The organism is Nonomuraea jabiensis, from assembly GCF_014204795.1.
Lineage (GTDB): Bacteria > Actinomycetota > Actinomycetes > Streptosporangiales > Streptosporangiaceae > Nonomuraea > Nonomuraea jabiensis.
This window is the reverse complement of sequence record NZ_JACHMB010000001.1, coordinates 11,983,530-12,009,684: the sequence shown is the minus strand read 5'-3', so window position 1 is coordinate 12,009,684 and position 26,155 is coordinate 11,983,530. Positions and strand designations below refer to the sequence as shown.

At 72.8% G+C, this 26,155-nt stretch carries 16 protein-coding genes; 11 read left to right on the top strand and 5 right to left on the bottom strand.

From position 1 onward, the window contains the following. Positions 1 to 158 precede the first annotated feature (158 nt). A complete protein-coding gene (locus tag HD596_RS54795; protein ID WP_185077316.1) occupies positions 159 to 6,206 on the top strand; it encodes an RHS repeat-associated core domain-containing protein in 6,048 nt (2,015 codons plus the stop codon). 102 nt (positions 6,207 to 6,308) lie between these two features. On the opposite strand, the gene HD596_RS54790 is transcribed toward HD596_RS54795, so the two are convergent. Beyond that, the gene (locus tag HD596_RS54790; RefSeq protein ID WP_185077315.1) at positions 6,309 to 7,076 is read right to left on the bottom strand and encodes an alpha/beta hydrolase; all 768 of its coding nucleotides are present in this window, start codon (positions 7,074 to 7,076) and stop codon (positions 6,309 to 6,311) included. A gap of 75 nt (positions 7,077 to 7,151) precedes the next feature. Between HD596_RS54790 and HD596_RS54785 the strand changes: the two genes are divergently transcribed. The 4 genes from HD596_RS54785 to HD596_RS54770 are packed head-to-tail and all read left to right on the top strand — an operon-like array spanning position 7,152 to position 11,413. Next, the gene (locus HD596_RS54785) at positions 7,152 to 8,399 is read left to right on the top strand and encodes a CoA transferase (RefSeq protein ID WP_313047133.1); all 1,248 of its coding nucleotides are present in this window, start codon (positions 7,152 to 7,154) and stop codon (positions 8,397 to 8,399) included. Then, on the top strand, positions 8,396 to 9,262 hold the full coding sequence (locus tag HD596_RS54780) for an HTD2 family dehydratase (protein WP_185077314.1): 867 nt from the start codon (positions 8,396 to 8,398) through the stop codon (positions 9,260 to 9,262). Before HD596_RS54785 ends, HD596_RS54780 begins: the two co-directional genes overlap by 4 nt. Then, the gene (locus tag HD596_RS54775; protein ID WP_221520048.1) at positions 9,255 to 10,916 is read left to right on the top strand and encodes an acyl-CoA dehydrogenase family protein; all 1,662 of its coding nucleotides are present in this window, start codon (positions 9,255 to 9,257) and stop codon (positions 10,914 to 10,916) included. Before HD596_RS54780 ends, HD596_RS54775 begins: the two co-directional genes overlap by 8 nt. Positions 10,917 to 10,960: 44 nt before the next feature. Next, positions 10,961 to 11,413 (top strand): GNAT family N-acetyltransferase, encoded by a 453-nt coding sequence (locus HD596_RS54770; protein WP_221520047.1) that lies wholly within the window; start codon positions 10,961 to 10,963, stop codon positions 11,411 to 11,413. A gap of 11 nt (positions 11,414 to 11,424) precedes the next feature. Here HD596_RS54770 and HD596_RS54765 read toward each other — a convergent pair whose 3' ends face one another. Further along, positions 11,425 to 15,129, bottom strand: coding sequence for an ATP-binding protein (locus tag HD596_RS54765; RefSeq protein ID WP_185077312.1), 3,705 nt, complete (start codon positions 15,127 to 15,129; stop codon positions 11,425 to 11,427). 16 nt (positions 15,130 to 15,145) lie between these two features. Further along, positions 15,146 to 15,814, bottom strand: a complete 669-nt coding sequence (locus HD596_RS54760) for a hypothetical protein (RefSeq protein ID WP_185077311.1) — start codon at positions 15,812 to 15,814, stop codon at positions 15,146 to 15,148. A gap of 159 nt (positions 15,815 to 15,973) precedes the next feature. On the opposite strand from HD596_RS54760, the gene HD596_RS65385 reads away from it, so the two are divergent. Then, on the top strand, positions 15,974 to 18,013 hold the full coding sequence (locus HD596_RS65385; RefSeq protein ID WP_185077310.1) for a sensor histidine kinase: 2,040 nt from the start codon (positions 15,974 to 15,976) through the stop codon (positions 18,011 to 18,013). Further along, positions 18,003 to 18,650, top strand: a complete 648-nt coding sequence (locus HD596_RS54750) for a response regulator (protein ID WP_185077309.1) — start codon at positions 18,003 to 18,005, stop codon at positions 18,648 to 18,650. Before HD596_RS65385 ends, HD596_RS54750 begins: the two co-directional genes overlap by 11 nt. Positions 18,651 to 18,690: 40 nt before the next feature. Here HD596_RS54750 and HD596_RS54745 read toward each other — a convergent pair whose 3' ends face one another. Continuing rightward, positions 18,691 to 19,368, bottom strand: a complete 678-nt coding sequence (locus HD596_RS54745) for a TetR family transcriptional regulator (protein WP_185077307.1) — start codon at positions 19,366 to 19,368, stop codon at positions 18,691 to 18,693. 102 nt (positions 19,369 to 19,470) lie between these two features. Between HD596_RS54745 and HD596_RS54740 the strand changes: the two genes are divergently transcribed. Genes HD596_RS54740 through HD596_RS54730 form a run of 3 tightly spaced genes read left to right on the top strand, consistent with a single transcriptional unit; the run spans position 19,471 to position 22,954 of the window. Beyond that, a complete protein-coding gene (locus HD596_RS54740) occupies positions 19,471 to 21,009 on the top strand; it encodes an acyl-CoA carboxylase subunit beta (protein WP_185077306.1) in 1,539 nt (512 codons plus the stop codon). Beyond that, positions 21,006 to 21,203 carry an acyl-CoA carboxylase subunit epsilon gene (locus HD596_RS54735; RefSeq protein WP_185077304.1) on the top strand — a complete coding sequence of 66 codons (198 nt, stop codon included), beginning with the start codon at positions 21,006 to 21,008 and terminating at the stop codon, positions 21,201 to 21,203. The genes HD596_RS54740 and HD596_RS54735 overlap by 4 nt, the downstream gene beginning before the upstream one ends. An 8-nt stretch (positions 21,204 to 21,211) precedes the next feature. Further along, a complete protein-coding gene (locus HD596_RS54730) occupies positions 21,212 to 22,954 on the top strand; it encodes an acetyl/propionyl/methylcrotonyl-CoA carboxylase subunit alpha (RefSeq protein ID WP_185079333.1) in 1,743 nt (580 codons plus the stop codon). Positions 22,955 to 23,044: 90 nt separating this feature from the next. Here the strand turns inward: HD596_RS54730 and HD596_RS54725 are convergent, their stop codons facing one another. Continuing rightward, the gene (locus tag HD596_RS54725) at positions 23,045 to 24,403 is read right to left on the bottom strand and encodes a cytochrome P450 (RefSeq protein ID WP_185077303.1); all 1,359 of its coding nucleotides are present in this window, start codon (positions 24,401 to 24,403) and stop codon (positions 23,045 to 23,047) included. A 140-nt stretch (positions 24,404 to 24,543) separates the two neighbouring features. Between HD596_RS54725 and HD596_RS64445 the strand changes: the two genes are divergently transcribed. Next, entirely contained in the window at positions 24,544 to 26,109 is a 1,566-nt protein-coding gene (locus HD596_RS64445) for a serine/threonine-protein kinase (RefSeq protein ID WP_313047127.1), read from the top strand. The last annotated feature ends 46 nt before the right edge of the window (positions 26,110 to 26,155 follow it).

Genomic DNA, 26,155 nt, shown 5'->3' with positions numbered 1-26,155 from the left:
ACCTGCCCCATTCCCGATGGAACGGCCTTCAACGAACCCCACAAGAGCCGGATGGCCCGGACACGTCGTGGAATCGTTTCGCGACGCAAGAGGCCAAGCCCGAATCGCGCTGGCCACGCAGGCTGGCCCCGGTTCTCTCGATCGTCCTGCTGGCCGAGATGGCGTACGCCATGCCCGCCTACGCGGCCCCGCGCCCGGCGCCGGCCGTGCAGAAAGAGGCGCCGGTGACGGGCAAGCCGGTCCCGGTCAAGCCGCCGCTGCCGGATCCCGCCGCCAAGCAGGCGTGGAAGGCGGCGCCGGCCGTCACGTGGCCCAAACCGCAGAAGGCGGAGCTGGGCGGCACCGGGGCGAGCACCCTGGCGGCCGGCTTCCCGGTGAAGTTGGCGCCGGGGACGGCCAAGACGGCGCAGGCGACCGCCCCGATCAATGTCGAGTTGCTCGCCACCGACCTGCTCGGCCTGGCGATGCGAGTCACGCCGGGGCAGGGGGCGGCAGCGGCGGCTGCGGCCAAGCCGGTCAAGACCCGCGTCGAGGTGGACTACTCCGGCTTCCGGTACGCCTACGGCGGTGACTACGGCTCCCGGCTGCGCATGGTGAAGCTGGAGGAGTGCGCGCTCACCGGCGCGGCCGGCTGCGCTCAGCCGCAGCCGGTGAAGAGCGACAACAACGTCACGAGCGGTACGGTGAGCGCCGAGGTCGAGACGGGCGGCCTGTACGCGCTGACCGCGGCGGCGTCCGGCCCGTCGGGCGACCATGCCGCCACCTCTCTGGCGGCCTCGTCCGACTGGAGCGTGGGCCCCCAGTCGGGCGACTTCACCTGGGGCTATGAGCTGCGCACGCCTCCGGCGCTGGGCGGTGAGGAGCCAGGCTTGTCGCTGGCCTACTCCTCGCAGAGCGTGGACGGGCGCACCGCCTCGACCAACAACCAGGCGTCCTGGGCGGGTGAGGGCTTCGAGCTGAACCCGGGCGGCTACATCGAGCGCCGCTACAAGTCCTGCATGATCGACGGCAAGAAGACCGGCGACCTGTGCTGGGACCAGGACAACGCCACCATGTCCCTGGGCGACTCGTCGGTCGAGCTCGTCAAGGACGCCGGCACGAAGCAGTGGCGGCCCAAGCGGGACGACGGCACCAGGATCGAGGCGCTGACCGGTGCCACGAACGGCGACAACAACGGCGAGTACTGGCGGGTCACCACCCCAGATGGCACCCAGTACACCTTCGGCCTGAACCGGCTGCCCGGCTGGGCGAGCGGCAAGGCGGAGACGAAGTCGGTGCAGACGGTGCCGGTGTTCGGCAACAACAGCGGCGAGCCCTGCTACAACAGCACCCCGGCCAACGCGTGGTGCCAGCAGGGCTACCGGTGGAACCTCGACTACGAGGTGGACACCCACGGCAACGCCACCACGTACTGGTACGCGCAGGAGACCAACCACTACGGCCGCAACATGAAGCCGGAGCTGGGCACGCAGTACGTGCGCGGCGCGTACCTGACCAGGATCGACTACGGCTACCTGAAGAACGAGCTGTTCACCAGAGCTCCGGCCGCCCGCGTCGTCTTCGACGTGGCCGAGCGCTGCCTGCCCGGCGGCACCATCACCTGCGCCGCCGACCAGCTCAAGAAGGAGACCGCCGGCAGCTGGCCGGATGTCCCGTTCGACCAGATCTGCGACGCCGGGGTGAAGTGCACCGACCGCCTGGCGCCGACGTTCTTCACGCGCAAGCGCCTGGCCAAGGTCACCACCCAGATCGTCAACGCCTCGGGCCAGTACACCCCGGTGGACTCCTGGACGCTGACGCACCAGTTCCCGGCCTCGGGTGACGGCATGAGCCCGGCGCTGTGGCTGGCCTCGATCCAGCAGAGCGGTCACGTGGGCGGCACGATCACGCTGCCCAAGGTCACGTTCACCGGCGTGCAGCTGCCCAACCGGGTGGACGCCAACGAGGGCCGCGCCCCGCTGGTCAAGTGGCGCGTGCAGGCCGTGAACAACGAGTCCGGCGGTGAGCTGCGGGTCAACTACTCCGCCGCCGACTGCAAGCCCGGCGACGTGCCCGCCGCCGACAAGAACACCAGGCGCTGCTTCCCGCAGCGCTGGGCGCCGCCGAACGAGGCCGAGGTCACCGACTGGTTCCACAAGTACCTGGTCACCCAGACGATCGAGGTCGACCGGGTCGCAGGCTCGCCGAACGTGGTCACCGACTACGAGTACCTCGACGGTGCCGCCTGGCACTACGCCGACAACATCCTGGTCAAGCCCGAGCACCGCACCTGGGCCGACTACCGCGGCTACGGCCGGGTCCGCGTCCGCGAGGGCGACGGGCAGGACGGCAAGCGCACGCTGAAGGAGTTCCGCTACTTCCGCGGCATGCACGGCGACAAGCAGGCCGACGGCTCCAAGCGCAGCGCGCAGGTCACGGACTCCGAGGGCGTCAAGCTGGACGACCTCGACCAGTTCGCGGGCTTCGAGCGCGAGGAGCTCCTCTTCGACGGTGACGGCGGGGCCATCCTGAGCGCGACGCTCGAGGAGCCCTGGTCCGTCAAGACCGCCGAGTCCACGCAGGGCGGCGTCACCAAGGCCGCCCACGTGGTGCAGCCCAAGTCCATGGTCACCCGCACCGCGCTGCCCGGGGACAAGTGGCGGCGTACCGGCGAGGAGCGCGCGTACGACGACAAGGGCCTGCTCCTCCAGGTGGACGAGAAGGGCGACCTGGCCAGCGGCGACGACGACGAGTGCACCCGCTACACCTACGCCCGTAACGACACCTCCTGGATGCTCGACTACCCCAGCAGGGTTCAGAAGGTCGCCGCCGGCTGCGGCACCGCCGTGTCCAAGCTGGCCGCCGACGAGGTGATCTCGGACGAGAAGGTCCAGTACGACGGCCAGGCGCACGGCCAGGCGCCGACCAAGGGCGATGTGACCACGGTCCAGGAGCTCGTCTCGGCGGACGGCCAGACGATCACCGGCAGCATCCGCACGTACGACGTCTACGGGCGCGAGACCAGCGAGACGGACCCGGTCGGCACCAAGTCCGTCACCACCTACAGCCCGGCCGCCGGCGCCCCGGCGCGGGAGACCACGGAGACCAACCAGCTCGGCCACGTCGAGCGCACCCTGCTCGAACCCGCGTGGGGCGAGCCCGTCGCCGAGATCGACGCGAACAACCGCCGCGTCGACATGGAGTACGACGCGCTCGGCCGGCTGACCAAGGTCTGGCAGGCCGACCGGAGCAAGGAGGCCGGGCAGTCGCCCAGCACCGAGTACTCCTACACGATGCGCACCGACGGCCCCAGCTACGTCACCACCAAGACGTTGCGCGCGGACGGCGGCTACACGACCAGCTACGAGCTGTACGACGGCCTGATGCGCGAGCGCCAGACCCAGGAACCCGCGCCGGCGGACGACCAGACGACGGATCCCGCGCTCCGTGATGGGCGCACGATCACCGACACCTTCCACAACTCGCAGGGCGAGGAGTACAAGGCCAACACCGGCTACTTCGCCACGGGCGCGCCTTCCACCCAGCTGCTCGCGGTGTCCGACGCCGACGTGCCCAACCAGGTCGTGTCGCTGTTCGACGGAACGGGCGAGGCCAACGCCGAGATCCTCAAGGTGAAGGGCGTGGAGAAGTACCGGGTGACGGCCAAGGAGGAGGGCGACCGGCTCCACGTCACACCGCCGCAGGGCGGCACGGCGACGACCCGGATCGGTGACGCGCAGGATCGGCTGATCGAGCTGCGCCAGTACAAGGGCGCGACACCGACCGGCGAGTACGACTCCACCAAGTACACCTACGACACCGCCGGACGCCTGTCCACGGTGACCGACCCGGCGGGCAACGTCTGGCGCCACCACTACGACATGCGCGGCCGGGAGATCAGGACGGAGGACCCGGACAAGGGCGTCACCACCACCACGTACAACGACGCCGACGAGGTCGTCACCACCACCGACGCGCGTGGCAGGACCCTGTGGTACGGCTACGACGTTCTGGGTCGCAAGACCGAGATGCGCGAAGGATCCGCCACCGGCACGCTGCTGGCCGAGTGGAAGTACGACGCGCTGGCCAAGGGAGAGCTCAACGCGAGCATCCGGTACGTGGGAGGGCAGGCGTACAAGGCCGAGATCAACGCCATCGACGCCGACTACCGCAGCCTGCGCCAGACCATCACCATCCCGGAACGGGAGGGCAAGCTGGCCGGCTCCTACCAGCTCAACACCCGTTACACGCTCGACGACCAGGTCCAGTCGGTCAGCTTCCCGGCGGGCGGCGGCCTGGCGGAGGAGCAGGTCGTGTACGGCTACGACGGGCTCAGCCAGCCGACCAAGGTCACGGGCCTGTCGGCCTACGTGAGCGCGACCCGCTACTCCAAGATGGGCGAGATCCTCCAGTACGAGCTGGGTGAGGATGCCAAGAAGGCCTGGCTGACCTACACCCATGACGAGGGCACCCGCAGGCTGACCGGCATGCGGCTGGACCGGGCAGGTGCCGCCGCCAGCGATCTGGACCTCAATTACAGCTACGACGCGGTCGGCAACGTCACCAAGATCGCCGACAAGGCGGGCCAGGACACGCAGTGCTTCAAGCACGACTACCTGCGCCGGCTGACCGCGGCGTGGACCGCCACCGACGACTGCGCCTCCGGCCCGACCGGGGGCAAGATCGGCGGCGTGGCCCCGTACGCGGTCAGCTACGAGTACGACCTCACCGGCAACCGGATCAAGGAGACCAAGCACGCCTGGGGCGGCGCGGCCGAGCAGGTGCGCACCTCCACCTACCCGGCGGCCGGCGGCAAGCAGCCGCACGCGCTGCAGAGCGTCGGGTCGGACCTGTTCGAGTACGACGTCGCGGGCAACACCACCAGGCGCAAGGTCGGAAACTCCGACCAGAGCCTGGTCTGGGACGCCGAAGGCAACCTGGAGTCGGTGAGCGAGGCCGGCAAGACGACGTCGTTCGTCTACGACGCCGACGGCGACCGCCTGCTCCGCAAGACCGCCACCGACGCCACCCTCTACATCGACGACATGGAGCTGCGCCTCGACTACGCCAAGGACGCCGTCGAGCAGACCCGCTACTACACCATCGGCGGCGAGGCCATCGCGGTCCGCACGCCGGACAACCAGGTCTACTTCCTGGCCAACGACCACCAGGGCACCGCGCAGGCCATGGTGAACGCCGGCACCGGAGACGTGGCCATCCGCAGGCAGACCCCGTTCGGCGAGGACCGCGGGACGCCACCATCCTGGTGGCCGGGACAACGCGGGTTCGTCGGCGGCACCAAGGACGCGAGCACCGGGCTCGTCCACCTCGGCGCCCGAGAGTACGACGCCGCGAACGGTCGCTTCCTCTCGGTCGACCCGATCATCGACGAGAGCGATCCGCAGCAGCTCAACGCCTACGCCTACGCCAGCAACAGCCCCGTCACCATGGCCGACCCCGACGGCCAGTGGGTGTGGATCGCCGTGGGGATCGGGCTCAGGATCGCGGCGCGGATCGCGGCTCGGCGGGCGGCGCAGGCCGCGGCCCGGCGGGCGGCGGCGGCCGCGGCCAGGAGGGCGGCACTCGCCGCGGCCCGGCGTAGGGCCGCCGAAGCGGCCAGGAGGCGCGCCTTGGAAGCGGCCAAGCGGAGGGCCGCCGAAGCGGCCAAGAAGAAGGCGGCCGAGGCGGCGCGGAAGAGAGCCGCGGAAGCGGCCAAGAAGAGGGCGGCCCAAGCAGCGCGGAAGAAGGCCGCGCTGGCCAGGCAGCGGGCGGCCGCCGCGGCCGCCAGGCGAAGAGCGGCGGCGGCGGCGCGGCGAGCCGCGGCGGCCAGGCGACGGGCCGCGGCTGCGCGCAGGGCGGTGACGAGGCGTGCGAGCAGGCCTCGGAGCACGGTCAGGCACCGGCCCGCCGTCCGTCCGACCAGCCGCAGGGCGGTTCAACGGCAGTCGCCGCCCAAGGCACAGCGAACACCGCCGAACACCGGCCAGAGCCAGTCGCGCGGGCTGACCGACGCGCAGAGACGCTCGATCGACGAGCAGTTGGGGAGGGTCCATCCCACCAATTCCTACCAAGGGACCGCCCGGAGCATGGCCGATGAGATGGCTGACCAGGGCACCGGGCACGGCCCGGCCTCCAAGCCGTACACGTCGGACAGTCCGTCCTCGAAGACGCCGATGATCATCTGGCGTCTCTGGCAGATCCTCCGGCCGCCGTCCACGCCAGGTTAGGCGAAGGAGAGACGGAGCTCCTGCCCGAACGGTGTCGACCACGATCACCGTTCGGCGCGGGAGCTCCGTCGCGAGGAATGACCGAGTCCCGGGGCCGGGCCCTTACCAGCCCCGGGCGCGCAGGAAGGCGGCGCAGCGGCCGGTCCAGTCGCCCACGACGGGGTCGGCCTCGGCCAGCCCCACCCCGTGCCGGCCGCTGGGATAGACGTGCACCTCCAGGGGGATCCGGTGGCGGGCGAGCGCCCGGGCCACCTGGAAGGTGTTCTCGACGGGGACCGCCTCGTCGTCGGCCGTGTGCCACAGGAACATGGGCGGCGTGGCCGGGCCGACCCGATCGGGGAGCGACAGCTCGGCGCGTACGGACTCGGGGGCGTCCGGGCCGAGCAGGTTGGCGGCCGAGCCCTGGTGGGCGGCCGGCCCGGTGAGCGCGGCGACGGGATAGCAGAGCACGGCGAGCCCGGGGCGGGGGTCGGCCCGGTCGACGGCGTCATGCGGGCCCTCCGGCAGCATGGAGCCCGCCTCGGTGGCGAGCAGCCCGGCCAGGTGGCCGCCCGCCGAGAAGCCGAGCACCCCCACGCGGGCCGGGTCCACGCCGGTCGAGTCGGCGTGGTGCCGCACCCAGCGCACCGCCCGGGCGGCGTCGAGCAGGGGCAGCGGGTGGCGGTGCGGTGCGATCCGGTAGCGCACGACGAACGCCGCGATGCCCAGCGAGTTGAGCCAGCGCGCGACCGGCGCGCCCTCGTGGTCGGCGAGGTGGTGGTAGGCGCCGCCGGGAAGGACCAAGACGGCCGGGGCGGGGCCGTCGCGCCGTACGGGGAAGGCGGTGATGGTCGCCTCGCCGGTCGTGGGCCACAGGGGGTGCTCGCTCATGCCGTGCCTTTCAGGTTTGTCCGACGACGGATGTTAGCGAGCGACCGATGTGAGCCGTTCGGTTAGGTTGGTCGCGTGCGTGATCGGGACCACCCGTTGACCAAGGATGCCGCGCGACCGCTGAGCGGGCTCCGGATCGTCGAGCTGTCCAGCTACGTCGCCACGCCGCTGAGCGGGATGACGCTGGCGCAGCTGGGCGCCGACGTGATCAGGGTCGAGCCGATCGGCGGCGCTCCCGACCGTACTCGCTGGCCGCTGGCCGAGAGCGGGACGAGCCTGTACTGGTCGGGCCTCAACAAGGGCAAACGCGCCGTCGAGGTGGACCTCTCCTCTGCGGACGGGCGCCGGCTCGTCGCCGACCTGGTCCTCAGCGGGGGACGGCGCGGCGGAATCGTGATCAGCAACTCCGACCGGCACCCGGAGCTGACCTACGAGGCGCTGCGGGCGCGCCGCCCCGACGTGATCCACGTGCTGCTCACCGGCCGCCGCGACGGCGGGACCGCGGTGGACTACACCGTCCAGGCGGCCACCGGGTTCCCGCTGCTGACCGGCCCGGAGGACGCCGGGCAGCCGGTGAACGGCGTGGTGCCCGCCTGGGACCTGGCCGCCGGCCTCTACCTGGCGGTCGGGCTGCTGGCCGCGGAGCGGCACCGCGTACTCACGGGTGAGGGGCAGCAGGTGCGGGTGGCGCTGGAGGACGTCGCCCTGGCGGCCGCCGGAAGCCTCGGCTACCTCGCCGAGGCGCAGCTGAACGGCACCTCGCGCGAGCGCGTCGGCAACCACGTCTACGGCACCTTCGGCCGGGACTTCGCCACCGCCGACGGCGGACGGCTGATGGTCGTGGCGCTCACCGACCGGCACTGGCGCGACCTCCTCGCCGCCACCGGCCTCACCGGCGTGGTCTCCGCGCTGGCCGCCGCCCTCGGCGTGGACTTCGGCGCCGAGTCCGAGCGCTACCGGCACCGCAGGGTGCTCGGCGACCTGCTCGCGAGCTGGTTCGAGACCCGTACGCTCGCCGAAGCAGAACAGGCGCTGCGGGCCACCCGCGTGCTGTGGTCGACGTACCGGAGCTTCACGGAGCTGGCCGCCACGCTGCCCGGGAACCCGCTGATGGGCAAGGTCGCCCAGCCCGGCGTCGGCGAGCACTGGGCGCCGGGATCGCCGCTGGTGATGAACGGCGAGCAGGCGCCTCCTGAGGCGTCGCCGGAGGTCGGCGGGCACACCGACGAGGTGCTGCGCACCGAGCTCGGCCTGTCGGCGGCGGAGCTGGCGGCGCTGCGGAACGACGGCGTCATCCGGACGGCGCGGGGCAGGTCCACGTGAGCTGGGAACCGCACACCCTCACCACCCGGGAGACCGTGGAACCGGGGCCGGTCGCCGCGCTGTCGGCGCTGTTCGACGACGGCACGCCCGCGGTCGGCCCGGGAGACGCGCTGCCGCCGCTGTGGCACTGGCTCGCCCTGGCCCGCTGGCCCGTCTCGTCCGTGCTCGGCGCGGACGGCCATCCGGCGCGCGGGTCGTTCCTGCCCCCGGTGGAGCTGCCGCGGCGGATGTTCGCGGGCGGCGAGGTCGCCTTCCACGCCCCGCTCGTGGTGGGGAGCACGGTACGCCGCCAGGCGCGCGTGGAGTCGGTCACCGAGAAGGCGGGGCGCTCGGGCCGGCTGGTCGTCGTGGTCGTCACCATCCGGCTGTACGACGAGCGCGACCGGCTCGCCGTCGAGGAGCGGCAGGACCTCATCTACCGGGAGGCCGGCGCGGTCCCGGAACAGGCCGCTCCGGCCGGGCCCGCGGCGGCCCTGGCGCCCGCCGGCGCGCCCTTCGCCCGGGTGGGGGAGGGGGCCTGGCGGTTCGCCACGGACCCGACGCTGCTGATGCGGTTCAGCGCGGCGACGTCCAACCCGCACCGCATCCACTACGACTGGCCGTACGCCACCCGCGTCGAGGGCTACCCCGGCCTGGTGGTGCACGGGCCGCTGATGACGCTCGCCCTGGCGGAGGTCCTGCGTCTGGAGGGGCACGACGCCCCCGTGGCGCGCATGCGGCACCGGAACCGCAAGCCGCTGTTCTGCGGCCGGCCGGCGCTGCTGCGGCGGATCGACGCGGCCACGCTCGGTGTCTTCGGCCAGGACGACGAGCCCCACAGCACGTTGGCGATCGAGTTCGGGGAAGGCTTTGGCCATGCGTGAACCGACCGAGGCTGGCCGTGCGCGTGCCGTCGTGGAGGCGCTGCGGGACGTCGTCGGCAGGGCCGCCGCCCACGTCGCCTCCGCGGACCGGGACCAGGCCGTGGCCTACGACGTGGCGTCCATGTCGGCGGCGGTCGCAGCAGCCGGAGAACTCCTCAACCTCGTCGTGACCCCCGACACCGGCCCCGACACCGGCCCCGACACCGGCCCCGACGCGGGCCACGATGCTGGCCACGAGGCGGGCCCTGACGCCGGGCACGAGACGGGCCACGAGGCGGACCTGGCGCTGCTCTATGCCGCCGATGTCGCCGCCGATCTGGCCGGCCGCCTGACCGGCCGGGAGGCCCTGTGGGGCGTGGACCGGACGGCCCTGGACGGCGTCGCCGCCCACGTCGCCGCGGGACGCGACCCGGCGTTCCTGGAGCGTGTCGCCGAGCGCGTGCTGGCCACCCGCGAGGCCGGCCCCCGGCACCTGTCCGCCGAGCTGCAGCTGGTCCGCGCCGCCTTCCGCGAGTTCGCCGCCGACCGCGTCACCCCCGTCGCCGACCGCATCCACCGCGCCGACGAGGACATCCCCGCCGACATCATCGACGGGCTCGCCGAAATGGGCTGCTTCGGGCTGTCGATCCCGGCCGAGTACGGCGGCGGCGCCGAGGGCGACGAACTGGCCGCCATGGTGGTCGTGACCGAGGAACTGTCCCGGGCTTCACTGGGCGCCGCCGGCTCGCTCATCACCCGCCCCGAGATCATCGCCACCGCGATCGCCCGCGGCGGCACCGAGGAGCAGAAACGCCGCTGGCTGCCGCTGATCGCCTCGGGGGAGCGGCTGTGCGCCGTGGCGGTCACCGAGCCCGACTTCGGCTCCGACGTCGCCCGGATCACCACGAGCGCGACCCGCGACGGCGACGAATGGGTGCTGAACGGCGTCAAGACCTGGTGCACCTTCGCCGGCCGCGCCCACTACCTCCTCGTCCTGGCCCGAACCGACCCAGCCGGGCATCGGGGCCTTTCGCTCTTCGTGGTGGACAAACCCTCTTTCACCGGCCACGAATGGCGCCTCACCCAGGAGGGCGGCGGGTCCGTCGAGGGACGCGCCATCCGTACGCTCGGCTATCGGGGCATGCACTCGTTCGAGGTGCGCTTCGACGGCTGGCGCCTCCCCGCGGCCGATCTGATCGGCGGGGACGGCGGGCTCGGGCGCGGGTTCTACCTGCAGATGCAGGCGTTCGCCAACGCACGGCTGCAGACCGCCGCCAGGGCGGTCGGGGTCATGCAGTCGGCCCTGGAGCTGGCCGTGGACTACGCGCGGCAGCGGTCGGTCTTCGGCCGGCCGCTCGCGGAGCACCAGCTGACCCGCGCCAAGATCGCCAGGATGGCCGTGCTGATCGCGGCGTGCCGGGCCTTCACGTTCGCGGCGGCACGGGCCGTGACGGCCGGTGACGGCCAGCTGGAGGCCGCGCAGGTGAAGCAGCTCGCCTGCCGGGCGGCCGAATGGGTCACCAGGGAGGCCCAGCAGTTGCACGGCGGCTACGGGTACGCGGAGGAGTACAGCATCTCGCGGCTGTTCGTGGACGCGCGCGTGCTGTCCATCTTCGAGGGCGCCGACGAGGTCCTCGCCCTGCGGATGATCGCCCGCAGGCTGATGAAGCCCTGAAATCGGCTGGCAGACAGGGCGGACCGGCCGAGATCATGGCCCTCATGTCGATCCGTACGGCCCGTGAAGCCGATCTGCCCGCCCTGCTCGCCCTCGCCGTCGCCTTCTACGAGGAGGACGGCTTCACCACGCCGGAAGGCGACCTCAGGGCCAACCTCACCACCTTGATCACCTCGCCCGCGGCCCGGGTCGCGGTGAGCGAGGAGCACGGCCGGATCATCGCGTTCGCGATCACCACGACCTCGTTCGGGCTGGAGTCCGGGCTGATCGCCGAGCTGGAGGACCTCTACGTCGTCCCGGAGGCCCGCAAGCGGGGCGAGGCCAACCGGCTGATCGAGGACAGCCGGAGCTGGGCCGTGGAGCTGGGCTGCTCCCTTCTGGAGATCGTGATCGCCCCCAACGGCAACGACGTGAGCCATCTCTTCGACTTCTACGGCAAGCGCGGCTTCCAGGACGAGGGGCGCCGCCTGCTCAGCCAGCCCCTGTCCAGGGCGTGAGACGGCCGGTCTCACGCCCTGGTGGCGACCTGGAGGGGCGCGCGGACGCCGGTGGCGGCGGCGCGGTCGCGCCACCAGTGCAGGCCGGCGGCGTCGGCCTGCTGTTCGAGGGTGGCGAGGTGGGTGGTGGCGGCGTCGTGGTGTCCGGTGGCGGTGGCGAGCAGGGCGAGGTACCAGTCGACGGGGCCCAGGCACAGCACGGCTGACAGGGCGGAGATGCGGCCGCTGTAGGGGAGCAGGGCGGTGTAGGCGGTCCGGCATTCGTGGGTACGCCCGAGCGCGGCGACGGCGGCGGCGCGCAGGCAGGTGGCCGTCAGCCAGGACCAGTCCCGGGGCGGGGCCGGCCGGGGGCCGCCGTTGAGGCGCCGGGCGTGGTCGAGGTGGCCCTGGGCGCACAGGTGCAGGGTGCTGGCGTCATGGTGCAGGGTGGGGTGGACGCCGCGGATGGCGGCGATGAGGGGCGCGGCGTCGGCGATGGCGCCGCGGTGGTAGGCGAGCGCGACACGGCCGGTGGCGACGGTCTGTCGGGCGTGCCAGAGGTTGAGGTGGCGGGCCTGTTCGTCGGCGTCGTCGTAGAGGCGGTCGGCCTCGTCGAAGCGGCCGTCGAGGGCGAGCCGGTTGGCCTGCCAGAGGGTGTGCTGGAAGCGGGGCCAGGGCAGTGGGTGGAGCTCCAGGAGGGCGTCGCAGCGGGCGGCGGCTCGGTCGGCACCGGCCACGTCGAACGCCTCCAGCCGGCCGCAGGCGTCCACCATGCCGGCGAGCAGCTCGACCTGGGGGTTGCCGGTGTGTTCGGCCAGGTTGTCCAACTCGCCGGCGAGGTCCGCCAGCCCGGTGAGGGCCCGCGGCCGGGGGACGGTGAGACGGCGGTCGTCACGGGTGCGGGTGAGGGTGAGCGGACGAGGATCGTCCAGCTTGTGCCGGTCCGCCTGGTGCCGATCCGCTGGGTGGCGGTCGGCTGGGTGATGGCTGGTTGGGTGCCGGTCGGCTGGATGCTTGCCCCCCTGGTGTCGGTCTGCCTGGTATGGGTTGCGCAGCAGCGACAGGGACGGCGTGCCGAGCGCGGTGAGAGCGCGTACCACCAGCCCGGCGCCCGCGTCGGCGCGGTCGGTGGCGCGGAGGGCGGCGGCTCCGGCGCGGCGGGCGGCCTCCCGGTCGCCGGCCGCCTCCAGGGCCTGGACGTGGTGGAGCAGCAGCTCAACGTGCTGGGCGGGGTCGCCGCCCGAGGCGTCGTGGGCGGCCACCGCGCAGCCCCACCACCTGGCCGCCTCCGCGTACGCCAGGCGCAGTCCGGCCTGCTCCGCGGCGGCCACGGCCCAGCGCACGGCCTCGTCGTGCGAACCCGCCTGAACGGCGTGGCAGGCGATGGCGGCCACGTCGGCGGACGGGCGGGTGGCCAGAGCGGCGGCCAGGTCACGATGGATGGCGGCCCTGCGCCGGGGCGGCAGGCTCCCGACCAGCGCCTCCCGCACCAAATCGTGCACGAACACCAGCCGCCCACCCCCAGCCGGCTCCACGCGAAACGCGCCCTCACCCACGACGGGCACCCCCACGCCCACCGCCCGGCCATACGCGTCACGGGAGACGGGCAGCCCCGTGCTGGTCGTCCGGCGGTGCGTGTCGTGCGCGCCGGGCAGTCCTGCGTCGGTGGCGAGGTCGAGCGTGTCGGCGGCGGTGAAGAGTTCTGCGGCGGCGGCGAGGTCGAGTGCGTCGCCGGAGACGGGCAGCCCCGTGCTGGCCGCGCGGCGGTGCGTGTCGTGCGCGCCGGGGAGTCCCGCGGTGGTGGCGAGGTCGAGTGTGTTGCTGGGGACGGGCAGTCTCGTGTCGGCCGCGAGGTCGAGCGCGTTGCTGGGGACGGGGAGTCGCGTGCCGGTCGTCAGGTTGGGGTTGTCGGCCAGGGCTAGTAGGCCTGCGCGGGTTGCGCGGTCGAGCAGGTCGGGCGCTTCGAGGCCTGCGACCTGCGCCACGATCGCCGGGTCGAACTCCCGGCCGAGCACCGCCGCGACCGTCAGCACGTCCGTGACCTCAGCCTCGAGCTGCGACCGCACCAGCCCTGCGACCGCCTCAGGGATGGCGTCCGCGGCGTGCCCGTCGGCCCGTAGCCGGAGGCATTCCCGTACGAAGAAGGGGTTGCCGCCGGTCCGGTCGGCCAGCCGTGCCGCGGCCTCGGCGTCGAGCCGCACCCCCATGCCGGCCGCCATGGACCGTATGGCCTCCGGTGCCAGGCCGCGGAGGCGCAGGCGGACCAGGTCGTAGCGGGCCAGCCGGGTCAGCGGGTCGTCGAAACCCGGGCGGAACGCGGCGACCAGCGTGACAGCGGCGCCGTCCAGCCGCATGACCAGGTCCCTGAGCAGGTCCAGCGACGCGGTGTCGGCCCGCTGCAGGTCGTCCAGGATGATCACCAGCGGCCGGACGCGTGAGGCTGCGGCCAGCCACCGCGCGACGGCGTGCGCGTCGGCCGTGCGGTGCGGGTCGGCCATGCGGTGCGGGTCGGCTGTGCGATGTGGGTCGGCTGTGGGGTGTGGGTCTGCCATGCGGTGCGGGTCGCGGTGCGGGGCGGTCGGGTGGTCTGCGTCGAGCAGGCCGGCCAGGGTCTGCCGGTCGCCGGGCGGGCAGTGCTGTGCGAGCGTCCGCAGCACCTGGACCCACGGCCACAGCGGTGGCAGCCCTTCGGCGTCGTGGCAGCGCCCCCAGAGCACGAGCTGTCCGAGCCGGGCCGAGCAGTGCTCGCCGAACTCCTCCAGCAGGAACGTCTTGCCGATCCCCGCCTCGCCGCTCACCACCGCCAGCCGCAGGCCGGTGCGGGCGGCCCGCTCGGGCAGCGCCATCAGCTCGGCGAGCCGGTCGTCCCGGCCGCGCGCCGTCAGCTCGGCCAGCCGGTCGTCCCGGCCGTGCGCCACCGTCCCGGGCCGGGGCGGCATGACCAGGGAGGTCGGGCCGGTGGCAGAGCCGGTGGCCGGGCCGGTGGCCGGGTCCAAGGAGTCGGACTGGCGGAGGATGTCCTGTTCGAGGGAGCGGAGCTCGGGGCCGGGGTCGAGGCCGAGCTGGTCGGCCAGCAGCCGGGCCGCGCGGCGCAGTACGGCCAGCGCCTCCGCCTGCCGCCCCGTGCGGTACAGGGACAGGGCGAGCAGGCACCACAGCCGCTCGCGCAGCGGGTTCTCGGCCGTCTCCGCCTCCAGGTCCGTGATCACGGCCTGCGGGCGGCCCAGGTCGAGCAGCGCCCGGGCGCGCCGTTCGAGCGCGACCAGCCGCAGCTCGCGCAGCCGGCTCACCTCGGTGAGGGCCCAGCTCTCGTCCCCGAACTCCCCGTAGGGCGTGCCCCGCCACAGCCCGAACGCGGCGTCCAGGCAGCTCAGCGCCTCCCCCGGCGACTGGAACTCCGACCGGCCCACCAGCTCCTCGAACCGCGCCGCGTCCACGTCATCGGCGGCCAGCAGGTAGCCGGGTGGCCGGCCGATCAGCACCTTGGGCTTGGCCCACGGGCCGCGGTCCGGCTCGATCGCCCGGCGCAGGTTCGACACGTACGAGTGCAGCGACGACAGCGCGCTGGGCGGCGGCGTGTCCCCGTACATGTCATGGATCAGGGCGTCGGTGGAGACCACGGCCCCCCGCGCGATGAGGAGCCGGGCCAGCACCGCGCGCGGGCGGGCCCCGCCCAGGCCGACGGGCTCCCCGCCGTCGGCACGGACCTCGAGAGGTCCCAGAACTCGAAATTCCACAGCACGTCCAGTTCGATCAGGCGGATCTGGAGAAGAGCGTGGCCGCGGGCCGCAGGGCCATCAGCAGGCCGAGCGCGGCGTACCCGATGACCAGGTGGGTGCCGCCGACCCAGCGGGCCAGCTGCTCGCCGACCAGCAGGTAGCAGGGGACGGTCACGACCGCCCAGCTCTCCGCGATGAGCGGCCACCAGCGCAGCACGCCGCGCCACCGCGCGGTGGCGGCGAGCTTGACGCTGATCGCGGCCATGCCCAGCATCGACAGCGGCCAGCAGATGTCGAGGAAGGCCAGCCAGGTCGCGTCCTTGACGCCGTCCGGCAGGACGCCGTGCAGCAGCGACCAGACGCTGGCGAGGCCGAGCACCGCGGCCTCGAGCCTGAGCGCCACCGCGGCGCCCCGCGAGGTGCCGATCGCCCGCGTCTTCATCTGCACCCAGAGCAGGCAGAAGATGCCGAGCTGGAACGCCAGCCCGGTCAGGTCGATGATCCGCTCGCCCACGCCGACGCCTTGCGTGCCGTGGATGTAGATGGCCGTCGCCCACGTCAGCGAGCCGGCCATCAGCCCGATCCCGGCGCGGCGGACGGCGCGCTCGCTCACCGCCGGAGCGGCGCCGGTGTAGGGGGAGGAGTCGAGCACTTGCGTGTCCGTGCGGGCCCGGGCGGGCTCGTTGGTGATGTGGGCGTCCATGGGGTTCCTTCCGGTTTGTTGCGATGCCCCCAACGATGTCGGCCTGCTGTCCCGGGCAGGCAGAGCCGCCGGTCCCTGATCCGGTCCCGAGGCGCCCCGCCGTGTCCCGGGACAGGCTGTCCCGGGACAACGGGACACAAATCCGGCGACAATGCTCAGGTGACAAAAGCCAGCCGCCTGTCCGCGGTCCCGGCGGTGCTCGCGGTCGTGCTCACGGTCGGCACGGTGCTGCTGGACGTCCGCAATTCCCGGATCCCGTTGCCGCCCGGCGCCGGCCTCGAAGCCGTGAGCTGGCCGGCCGCGGTGTCGGGCCTGGCCCAGGCGGTGCCCGGCGCGCTGCTGCTGCGGCGGCTGCCCCGGCATCCCGTCGCCTGGGTGCTGACCCTGTCGGGCGTGCACTGGGCGCTGAACGGCTTCTCCGGCGCCTGGTCGGTGTACTCGATCTACACCGCGCCCGGGACTTTCGGCGCCGCCCCGGCGTACTGGTTCTACGCCAGGTTCGGCGCGGCGCTGCTGGTCGGGCTGCCGCTGCTGATCCTGCTCTTCCCCGACGGGCGGCTGCCCGCCGCCAGGGGCTGGCGCCGGCTGTCGATCGCCGGCCTGGGGCTGGCCTGCTACCTGCCGCTGGTGTGGATCTTCGTGCCGGCGTCCGCGACGATGCGGTTCGAGAACGCCCCGCTGCCCCCGGAGATCATGCGGCTCGGCCTCGACGCCATCAGCCTGGAGCTGCCCTACGAGGTGTGGGCGGCCCTGCTCGCCCTCGCCCGGGCGGGGGCGGCGGTGAGCCTGATCATCCCCTGCGCGGTCATGGTGCACCGCTACCGGCGGGCGGACGCGGAGCGGCGCGCCCAGATCCGCTGGCTGACCTGGGCCGCGCTGGCCGACATGTTCGTGCTCCTGGTGCCCCTGCAGCAGTTGGCGTCGGTGCTCATGTGCGTCGGGATCGCGCTCACCTCCGCCGCGGTGCTGATCGCGGTGACCGAATACCGCCTCTACGACATCGACCGGCTGCTGCCGGCGACCTTCCTGTACGGGATGCTCGCGGTCCTGGTGGTGGCCATCGACGTGGCGGTGTTCACCGTCGCGGGCAGCGTGCTGGGCGAGCGCGACTCCGCGCTGGCCGCGATCGCGATCGTCTCGGTGGCCTACGCGCCGCTGCGCACGTGGTTGTGGCGGGCGGCGCGGCGGCTGGTGCGCGGGGCGCGCGACGACCCGTACGCGATGGTCTCGACGCTCGCCGAACGGCTCGAGGTCACCACCGAGCCCGACGCGCAGCTCGCCGCGCTGGCCCACACGGTGTCCGAGGCGTTCCGGCTGCCGTACGTACGGGTGGAGATCGAGCGGCCGGGCGGCGTGCGTACCGTGGTCGAGCACGGATCCCCGCAGGGGCCGCAGCTGTCGCTGCCGGTCGCCTACCGCGACGAGGCCGTGGGCCGGCTGGTCCTGTGCCGGGCCGACCTGACCGAGCGCGACCAGCGGCTGCTCGGCGACCTCGTCCGGCAGGCCGCCCAGGCGGCGCGGGCCAGCGAGCTCAGCGCCGACCTGCAGCGCATCCGCGCCAGGCTCGTCACGGCGCGCGAGGAGGAGCGCCGCCGGATCCGGCGCGACCTGCACGACGGCCTCGGCCCCAGCCTGGGCGCCGTCGCGCTGCGCATCGAGACCGCCCGCAACCTGGCCGCCACCGCGCCCGCCGAGTCCGACCGCATCCTGGAGCAGACCGCGGCCGAGGTCTCCGTCGTGCTGGCCGACGTCCGCCGCCTGGTGCACGACCTGCGCCCGCCGGCCCTCGACGAGCTCGGCGTGCTCCGGGCCGTGGAGCAGCAGGCCGACCGGGTCCGCTCCGGCGGCCTGCAGATCGTGGTGACCGGCGACGACGCGCTCGGCTCGCTGCCCGCGGCGGTGGAGGTGGCCGCGTACCGCATCGTGTCGGAGGCGCTGGCCAACGTGGTGCGGCACGCCGCGGCGACGCACTGCGAGATCGTGCTCGGCGTGCGCGGGCGGACCCTGGAGATCACGGTACGCGACGACGGCCGCGGCATCGGCCACGACGTGGAGGCCGGGGTCGGTATGTTGTCCCTGCGCGAGCGGGCGGCCGAGCTCGGCGGGGAGTGCCAGGTGACCTGCCCGCCCGGCGGCGGGACGCTCGTCCGCGCGCGACTTCCCCTCGAACAGACCACGGAGGTGGCCGGTGTCCGATGAGACGATCCGAGTGCTGCTGGCCGACGACCATCCGGTCTACCGCGACGGGCTGGCGGCGCTGCTGGCCTCCCTGCCCGGCATCGACGTCGTGGGCACCGCCGCGGACGGCCGGGAGGCCGTCGCGCTGGCCGCCGACCTGCAGCCGGACATCGTGGTCATGGACGTCAGCATGCCGGAGCTGGACGGCATCGAGGCCACCCGCCGGGTCGTCGCCGACAGCCCGCACATCGGAGTTGTCATGCTGACCATGTCGGAGCAGGACGCCACCCTGTTCGCGGCGATGCGCGCCGGAGCCCGCGGCTACCTGCTCAAGGGCGCGAACCAGGCCGAGATCGTCCGCGCCATTCAGGCCGTCGCCCACGGTGAGGCCATCTTCGGGCCGTCGATCGCCCGGCGGGTGACCGAGTTCTTCACCGCGCCGCCCACCGAGGACTCGGCGTTCCCGCAGCTCACGCCGCGCGAGCTGGAGATCCTCACGCTGATCGCGGCCGGCCGGTCGAATCCGCAGATCGCCTCGGAGCTGTTCCTGTCGCCCAAGACCGTGCGCAACAACGTCTCCAACATCTTCGCCAAGCTGCACGTGGCCGACCGCACCGAGGCCATCATCCGGGCCCGCGACGCGGGCCTCGCCCGCTGAGCCCGCTCCGGAAAAAGGGGGTCGTCAGGGGTTGCCTCAACTAAGTGGGCGGCTCCAGGTGCTGCTGGATGGCGGCCATGACGTCCTGGGGTGAGGCCGCGCGGCTGAAGGTGGCCACGACGATCTGGCCGCCCCTGTCCTGCGGCTGCTCCAGGTGGCGGAAGGTGGCGATCACGTACCGGAGCGCGTGGTCGAGGGGGCCGGAGGGGTCGTACGTGCCGCCCGCGCGCAGCCATCCCCGCAGCACCTGGTTGTGCGCGGCCACGACGGAGGCGGCCATGAGCTCGGCACGCAGGCCGGCGTCGGGGGAGTCGCCCAGCCATTCGCCGACGAACTCGCGGAACAGCCGCTGGTAGCGGGCCACGCTGGCGATCTCCCTGTCGCGTAGCGCCGGCACGCGGCGGACCAGGCGATATCGGCGCAGCGACACCTCGGCGTCGTCGACGTAGTGGGCGAGCACGATGCGCACCGCGTCGGTGATGGCCACGATCGCGGTGTCGGCGGTCGAGGCCCGCAGCCGGGCGGCGATCCTCTCCAGCAGGGTGTCGTGATCGGGGAAGATCGCGTCTTCCTTGGAGCGGTAGTAGCGGAAGAACGTGCTGCGGCTCACGCCTGCTCGCGCGGCGATGTCGTCGACGGTGGTCTCGTCGTAGCCGTGCTCGTCGAACAGCGCCACGGCGGCTTCGGCGAGGCGCTGGCTGATGGGCGGTTTCGGCACGTGGTCATTGTCTCGAAAGTTAGGGGTATCCAAGCGAGCGAAACTGAGTATCGTCAATATGAAACTGAGTCTTATCGGTGGGTCTTATCGGCGGAGTGGCGAATGTCAGCGCAGGGCACAGCGGGCAGCCTGGCCCGCCTCAAGGAGCGGTTGGACGAGGCAGTCCACGTGGGCGAGGCCCGGGCGGCGGCCAAGCAGCACGCCAAGGGCAGGCTGACCGCCAGGGAGCGGATCGAGCGGCTGCTGGACGCGGGCTCTTTCGTCGAGCTGGACGCGCTGGCCCGCGGCGCGCTCGTGTACGGCGACGGCGTGGTGACCGGCTACGGGACCGTCGACGGCCGCCAGGTGTGCGTCTTCTCGCAGGACTTCACGGTGTCCGGCGGCAGCCTGGGGGAGGTGTACGGGCAGAAGATCTGCAAGGTCATGGACCTGGCCATGAAGAACGGCGTGCCGATCATCGGCATCAACGAGGGCGCCGGGGCGCGCATCCAGGAGGGCGTGGTCTCGCTCGGCCTCTACGGCGAGATCTTCCGCCGCAACATCCGGGCCTCCGGCGTGATCCCGCAGATCTCCCTCATCATGGGCGCGTGCGCGGGCGGCCACGTCTACTCGCCCGCCCTCACCGACTTCACGATCATGGTGGACGAGAAGTCCCACATGTTCGTCACGGGACCCGACGTGATCAAGACGGTCACGGGGGAGGACGTGACGTTCGAGGAGCTGGGCGGCGGCCGGGTGCACAACAGCCGCAGCGGTATCGCCCACTACCTGGCCCACGACGAGGACGACGCGCTCGACTACGCCCGGGCGCTGCTGTCCTACCTGCCGCAGAACAACCTGGACGAACCGCCGCACCCCGAGTTCGAGGCCGACCTGGAGCTCTGCGCCGACGACCTGGCGCTGGACGCGCTGGTGCCGGACTCGCCGAACCAGCCGTACGACATGCACGAGGTCATCGCGGCCCTGCTGGACGACGGCGAGTTCCTGGAGGTGCAGCCGCTGTTCGCGCCCAACATCGTGGTCGGCTTCGGGCGCGTCGAGGGCCGGTCGGTGGGCGTGGTGGCCAACCAGCCGATGCGCCTGGCCGGCACGCTCGACATCGACGCCTCCGAGAAGGCCGCCCGGTTCGTCCGCACCTGCGATGCGTTCAGCATCCCGGTGCTCACGCTCGTGGACGTGCCCGGCTTCCTGCCCGGCACCGAGCAGGAGTGGAACGGCATCATCCGCCGCGGCGCCAAGCTGCTGTACGCCTACGGCGAGGCCACGGTCCCGCTGGTCACGGTGATCACCCGCAAGGCGTATGGCGGCGCGTACGACGTGATGGGCTCCAAGCACCTAGGCGCGGACGTGAACCTGGCCTGGTCCACCGCGCAGATCGCGGTGATGGGCGCCCAGGGCGCGGTCAACATCCTGCACCGCAAGCGGCTGGCCGCCGCCGACGACCCCGACGCGCTCCGGGCCGAGCTGGTACGCGAGTACGAGGACACCCTCGCCACCCCCTACCTGGCGGCCGAGCGCGGCTACGTGGACGCGGTGATCGCGCCCAGCGAGACCCGGCGCGAGGTCACCCGCGCGCTGCGGCTGCTGCGCGGCAAGCGCGACGCCCTGCCGCCCAAGAAGCACGGAAACATCCCGCTATGAACGTGATCAAGGGCAACCCTTCGCCGGAAGAGCTGGCGGCGCTGGTCGTGGCGCTGCGCGCTCTCGCAGAGGACGACGTTCCCGAGCCGCGCCTCAGCAGCTCGCCCGCGCGCCGCCGTGTGCTGCGCCGCCCGTTGGTGACCGGCCCCCGCGGATGGCGGGAGTCGAGCTGGAGTCTTGGAGGATCCCTGTGAGCACGACCTTGCGCAAGGTGCTCGTCGCCAACCGCGGCGAGATCGCCGTCCGGATCGTCCGGGCCTGCCGCGACGCCGGCATCGCCTGCGTGGCGGTCTACGCCGACCAGGACCGCGACGCGCTCTTCGTCCGGATGGCCGACGAGGCGTACGCGCTGGGCGGCGCCACGCCGGGGGAGACGTACCTGTCGATCGAGAAGATCATCGAGGTGGCGGCGCGGTCGGGCGCCGACGCGGTGCATCCCGGGTACGGCTTCCTGGCCGAGAACGCCGGCTTCGCCCAGGCGGTCGTCGACGCCGGGCTGGTGTGGATCGGGCCGCCGCCCGCGGCGATCACCGCGCTCGGCGACAAGGTGCAGGCCCGGCACATCGCCCAGAGGGTCGGCGCGCCCCTGGTGGCCGGGACGCCGGACCCGGTGTCCGGGGTGGAGGAGGTGCTGGCGTTCGCGGCGGAGCACGGCCTGCCCATCGCGATCAAGGCCGCGTTCGGCGGCGGCGGGCGCGGGCTGAAGGTGGCGCGCACCGCCGAGGAGATCCCCGACCTGTACGACAGCGCCGTACGCGAGGCCGTGACCGCGTTCGGCCGGGGCGAGTGCTTCGTGGAGCGCTACCTGGACCGGCCCCGGCACGTGGAGACCCAGTGCCTGGCCGACGCGTACGGCAACGTGGTCGTGGTCTCCACCCGCGACTGCTCGCTGCAGCGCCGCCACCAGAAGCTCGTGGAGGAGGCGCCCGCCCCGTTCCTGACCGCGGAGCAGGAGGCCCTGCTGCGCCGGAGCTCCAAGGCGATCCTGCGCGAAGCCGGCTACGTCGGCGCCGGGACCTGCGAGTTCCTCGTCGGCCAGGACGGCACGATCTCGTTCCTGGAGGTCAACACCCGCCTGCAGGTGGAGCACCCGGTCACCGAGGAGGTCACCGGCATCGACCTGGTGCGCGAGATGTTCCGCATCGCGGCGGGGGAGGAGCTCGGCTACGACGATCCCGAGCCGCGCGGCCACTCGATCGAGTTCCGGATCAACGCCGAGGACGCCGGACGCAACTTCCTGCCCGCCCCCGGCACCATCACCGGCTGGCGCGCCCCCTCCGGCCCCGGCGTCCGCCTCGACGCGGGGTACGAGCAGGGCGAGACCGTGCCCGGCTCCTTCGACTCGCTGATCGCCAAGCTGGTCGTCACCGGCGTCACCCGCGAGCAGGCCCTCCAGCGTGCCCGCCGGGCGCTGGCGGAGTTCGGGATCGACGGGATGCCGACCGTGCTGCCGTTCCACCGGGCCGTCGTGGCGGAGGAGGCGTTCACCGCGGAGCCCTTCACCGTGCACACCCGGTGGATCGAGACCGAGTTCGACAACCGCATCGCCCCCTACGACGGCACGCCCGCCGAGGCCCCGGAGCAGGGCGAGCGCGAGCGGATCACCGTCGAGGTGGCGGGCAAGCGGCTGGAGGTCGTGCTCCCCGCCGGCACCGCGAAGCCGCGTGCCGCCAAGGCCGCCCCCCGGCGCGAGAAGAGAGGCGCGGCCAAGGCCGCCGCCAGTGGGAACGCCCTGGTCAGCCCGATGCAGGGCACCATCGTCAAGGTGATGGCCGCCGACGGCGACGACGTGGCCGCCGGCGCCACCATCGTGGTGCTGGAGGCCATGAAGATGGAGCAGCCGCTCACCGCCCACAAGGCCGGGACCATCGTCGGCATGTCCGCCCAGGTCGGGGCCACGGTCGCGGCCGGCACCGTGATCTGCGAGATCAAGGACCCGGCCTGACGCCAAGCCGAGCGAGGTCCGGCCCGGTGCCGAGCCGGGCCAAGCCGGGCCGGGTCCGGCCTGACACCAAGCCGGGCCGGGCCCGGCCGGTCAGCGCTTGAGGCGCAGGCCGCGCAGGAAGCCCCACAGCCCGCCGGCCCGGGACGACTCCGGCCCGGCCTGGGCCTCTCCCGCCGCGGACGGCTGCGCAGCGGGCGCGTCGGCGCCGCCGGAGGCGCGCTCGCCCGCCGGCACGTAGCCCTCGGCCAGCTCGAACTGGACCGGCAGGGACCGCAGGGCCCGCATGAAGGGGGAGGGTCGCCAGGGCAACTGGTCGGTCGGGAGCGCGAGCTTGATCTTGGTGAGCCGGCTGAAGAGCCGGCGTACGGCGATCGTCGTCATCTGGGTCGCCAGCCGGTGTCCCAGGCAGCTGTGCGGCCCCGCCCCCCACGCCAGGTGCGCTCGGGTGCTGCGGATGGCCTCGTGGTCGAGTGCCCCGGCGAAGCGCGGGTCGGCGTGGGCGCCCGCGACGGAGAGCATCACCGGATCGCCGGCGGCGATCGTGAAGTTGCCCATCTTCACGTCGGTCTTCGGGAAGCGGAAGGTCAGGTTGGCCATCGGCGGGTTGAGCAGCGCGACCCGGTTGACCGTCTCGTCGATCGCGCCCACCGACAGGCTCGCTCGCACGTCCCGGTTGGAGACGACCTCGACGACGACGTTGCAGACGAGGCTGGCGGTGAAGTCGAGCAGGCCGGGCAGCATGAGCAGCTCGCGGGCCAGCTCGTCCAGCGTGAGGTCCGGGCAGGCCGCGATCATGTAGGAGGGCAGGTCCTCGCCGGGCCGCTCCCGCTTGGTGACCGCGAGCTCCGTCATGGCCGCGTACAGCCGCTCGAACGCCGCGGCCGCGTCGGGCCCGCCGTCGATCAGCCGCCAGATGTCCATCACGACCTCTTCGCCGCGTGCCGCGGAGAAGCCGAGCATGCGGTTGGCGACCATCAGCGGGAGCGGCCGGGCGTACTGGGCGGCCAGGTCGGCCCAGCCCGTGGGGCCGCCCTCGGCGAGCACGCCGATGAGGTCGTCGGCGTACTGCGCGACGGCCTGTTCGAGCAGCTGGGCCTGCGGCTGGGTGTGGTCCTGGAACGGCGCCAGCGCCTGCGTCCACGCGTTGCGCAACCGGCGCTGCGCGGTGCCCTCCGAGAAGGCCGAGTTGTTGACCTGGAAGACGGGTAGCAGCGGCCAGTCCGCGGGGATGCGGCCCTCGACGTTCATCCGCCATCTGTCCACGTTCTTGGTCCAGATGCCGCCCGAGTTCTGCAGGACGCGGAGCACCTCCTCGTAGCCGAGAACGAACCAGACCGGCACGCCGAGGACGTCGACCGGGGCGACCGGGCCGTACCTCTTGCGCAGGCGCTCGTGGACGAATGCGGGGTCCGCGTCGTAGTCCCTGGTCAGCAGCGGTTCTACGGACATCGACAGCAATGGTTCTGCGGGCTGCTGGGCCCATGGGCCGTGGGTCACGGAACTGAACTACCTCTCTGTTGCCGCCGCACTCTGGGAGCTTTCGGCCGGTGCGCTCAAGAGATCTGAAAGCATCACGTAAAGCGCCCGTCATGGCAAGAGGAAAGTGTACGGCCTGTCCTGAATCATGGACGCTGCGTGGTTCCCCGGATGGCTTTCAAGTGATCTGCTATCAAATGTCATGCATCGACGATCACAATCATCAGGTGAGCCCTGAACCCCAGCAAATAGGCCCATACACCATCCTCCGTCCCTTGGGCCAGGGCGGTATGGGGGTCGTCTACCTGGCCCGGGACCAGGGATCCCGGCTCGTCGCGCTGAAGAGGCTGCGCGAGGGACCGGCCGACGACGCGGGCTTCCGCCGCCGGTTCACCAGGGAGGTCGAGGCGGCGCGCAGCGTGGCCCGCTTCTGCACGGCGCCGGTGCTGGACGCGGGCATCGACGGCGAGAGCGCGTACATCGTCACCGAGTACGTGGACGGCCCCGACCTGGCCACCGCCATCAAGAAGGGCGGTCCGATGGCCGGGGCCGACCTGGAGGCCCTGGCCGTCGGCGTGGCGACCGCGCTCACCGCCATCCACCAGGCCGGGGTCGTGCACCGCGATCTGAAGCCGCAGAACATCCTGCTCAGCCCCGTCGGTCCGCGGGTGATCGACTTCGGCATCGCGCAGCTCGTGGAGCCGGACGCGAGCCGGTCCACCGGGATCGTGGGGACGCCCGCGTACATGTCGCCGGAGCAGGCCACCGAAGGGCGGATCACGGCCGCGAGCGACGTGTTCGCCTGGGGCGGCGTCGTGGCGTACGCGGCGACCGGGCGGCCGCCGTTCGGGTCGGGCGGCGCGCCCGAGGTGCTGTTCAGGGTGGTGCACTACGCGCCCGAGCTGACGGGCCTGGACGAGCGGCTCAGGCCCCTGGTGGAGCGGGCGCTGGACAAGGACCCGGCGCGGCGGCCCACGGCGCAGCAGCTCCTCGACCTCCTGCTCGGCCGGGAGTCGGTGTCGGTGGACACCGGGGTCCGCACGGTGAGCAGCTCGTGGGCCGCCTCGCGGGAGCGCCACCGGGACGCGCCGGCGAGCGCCCGCTGGAAGGTGACCGGCCGCTGGAAGGCCCCGGTGGCGGTCGCGGCCGCGCTCCTGGTGACCGGGGCCACGGTCGCCGCGGCCTGGCGTCCCTGGGAGACGGCCGTCACCGGCGGGGGAGCCTCCCCGGTCACCGCGACCTCCCCGGCGGCGTACGACGGCGGCGTCCCCCCGCTCGCGCAGCAGGACACCTCCGTGCGGAACCTGGACGGCCGGCGGGTGCCCGTCCACGTCACGATCGACAACCTGTACCGCGTGGACGGATTCCTCCGGCTTGAGCTGACCGTGCGAAACGACGCCAAGGACGGCGCGGACGCGGACCTGTACACGATCCTGGGGCGGGACTCGTACGATCTCGCGAGCATCGGCCTGACCTACAACGGCGCTTCCCGGACGCTCCGCCCCTACATCGAGGAGGGCGGCACCTGCATCTGCTCCACCTGGGATTCGGTCAACAGCATCGGCCCGGCCAAGTCCCTCCTCCTCGTCGCGGAGTTCGACGACGTGCCGTGGACGGCGAAGAGGGCGGACCTCGACCTGCTGGGGCTCGGGCGGTTCAAGGACGTCCCCATCACCTGATCTGGACGCCATAGTGGTTCCCTGGCGGGATATGTCCTACTCTGGG

Bases quoted from the DNA above. Each gene is read 5' to 3' on its own strand.
- HD596_RS54795 (WP_185077316.1), top strand. From the start codon at position 159: ATGGCGTACGCCATGCCCGCCTACGCGGCCCCGCGCCCGGCGCCGGCC.
- HD596_RS54790 (WP_185077315.1), bottom strand. From the start codon at position 7,076: ATGAGCGAGCACCCCCTGTGGCCCACGACCGGCGAGGCGACCATCACC.
- HD596_RS54775 (WP_221520048.1), top strand. From the start codon at position 9,255: ATGCGTGAACCGACCGAGGCTGGCCGTGCGCGTGCCGTCGTGGAGGCG.
- HD596_RS54770 (WP_221520047.1), top strand. From the start codon at position 10,961: ATGTCGATCCGTACGGCCCGTGAAGCCGATCTGCCCGCCCTGCTCGCC.
- HD596_RS54760 (WP_185077311.1), bottom strand. From the start codon at position 15,814: ATGGACGCCCACATCACCAACGAGCCCGCCCGGGCCCGCACGGACACG.
- HD596_RS54740 (WP_185077306.1), top strand. From the start codon at position 19,471: ATGTCAGCGCAGGGCACAGCGGGCAGCCTGGCCCGCCTCAAGGAGCGG.
- HD596_RS54735 (WP_185077304.1), top strand. From the start codon at position 21,006: ATGAACGTGATCAAGGGCAACCCTTCGCCGGAAGAGCTGGCGGCGCTG.
- HD596_RS54725 (WP_185077303.1), bottom strand. From the start codon at position 24,403: ATGTCCGTAGAACCGCTGCTGACCAGGGACTACGACGCGGACCCCGCA.
- HD596_RS64445 (WP_313047127.1), top strand. From the start codon at position 24,544: ATGGCAAGAGGAAAGTGTACGGCCTGTCCTGAATCATGGACGCTGCGT.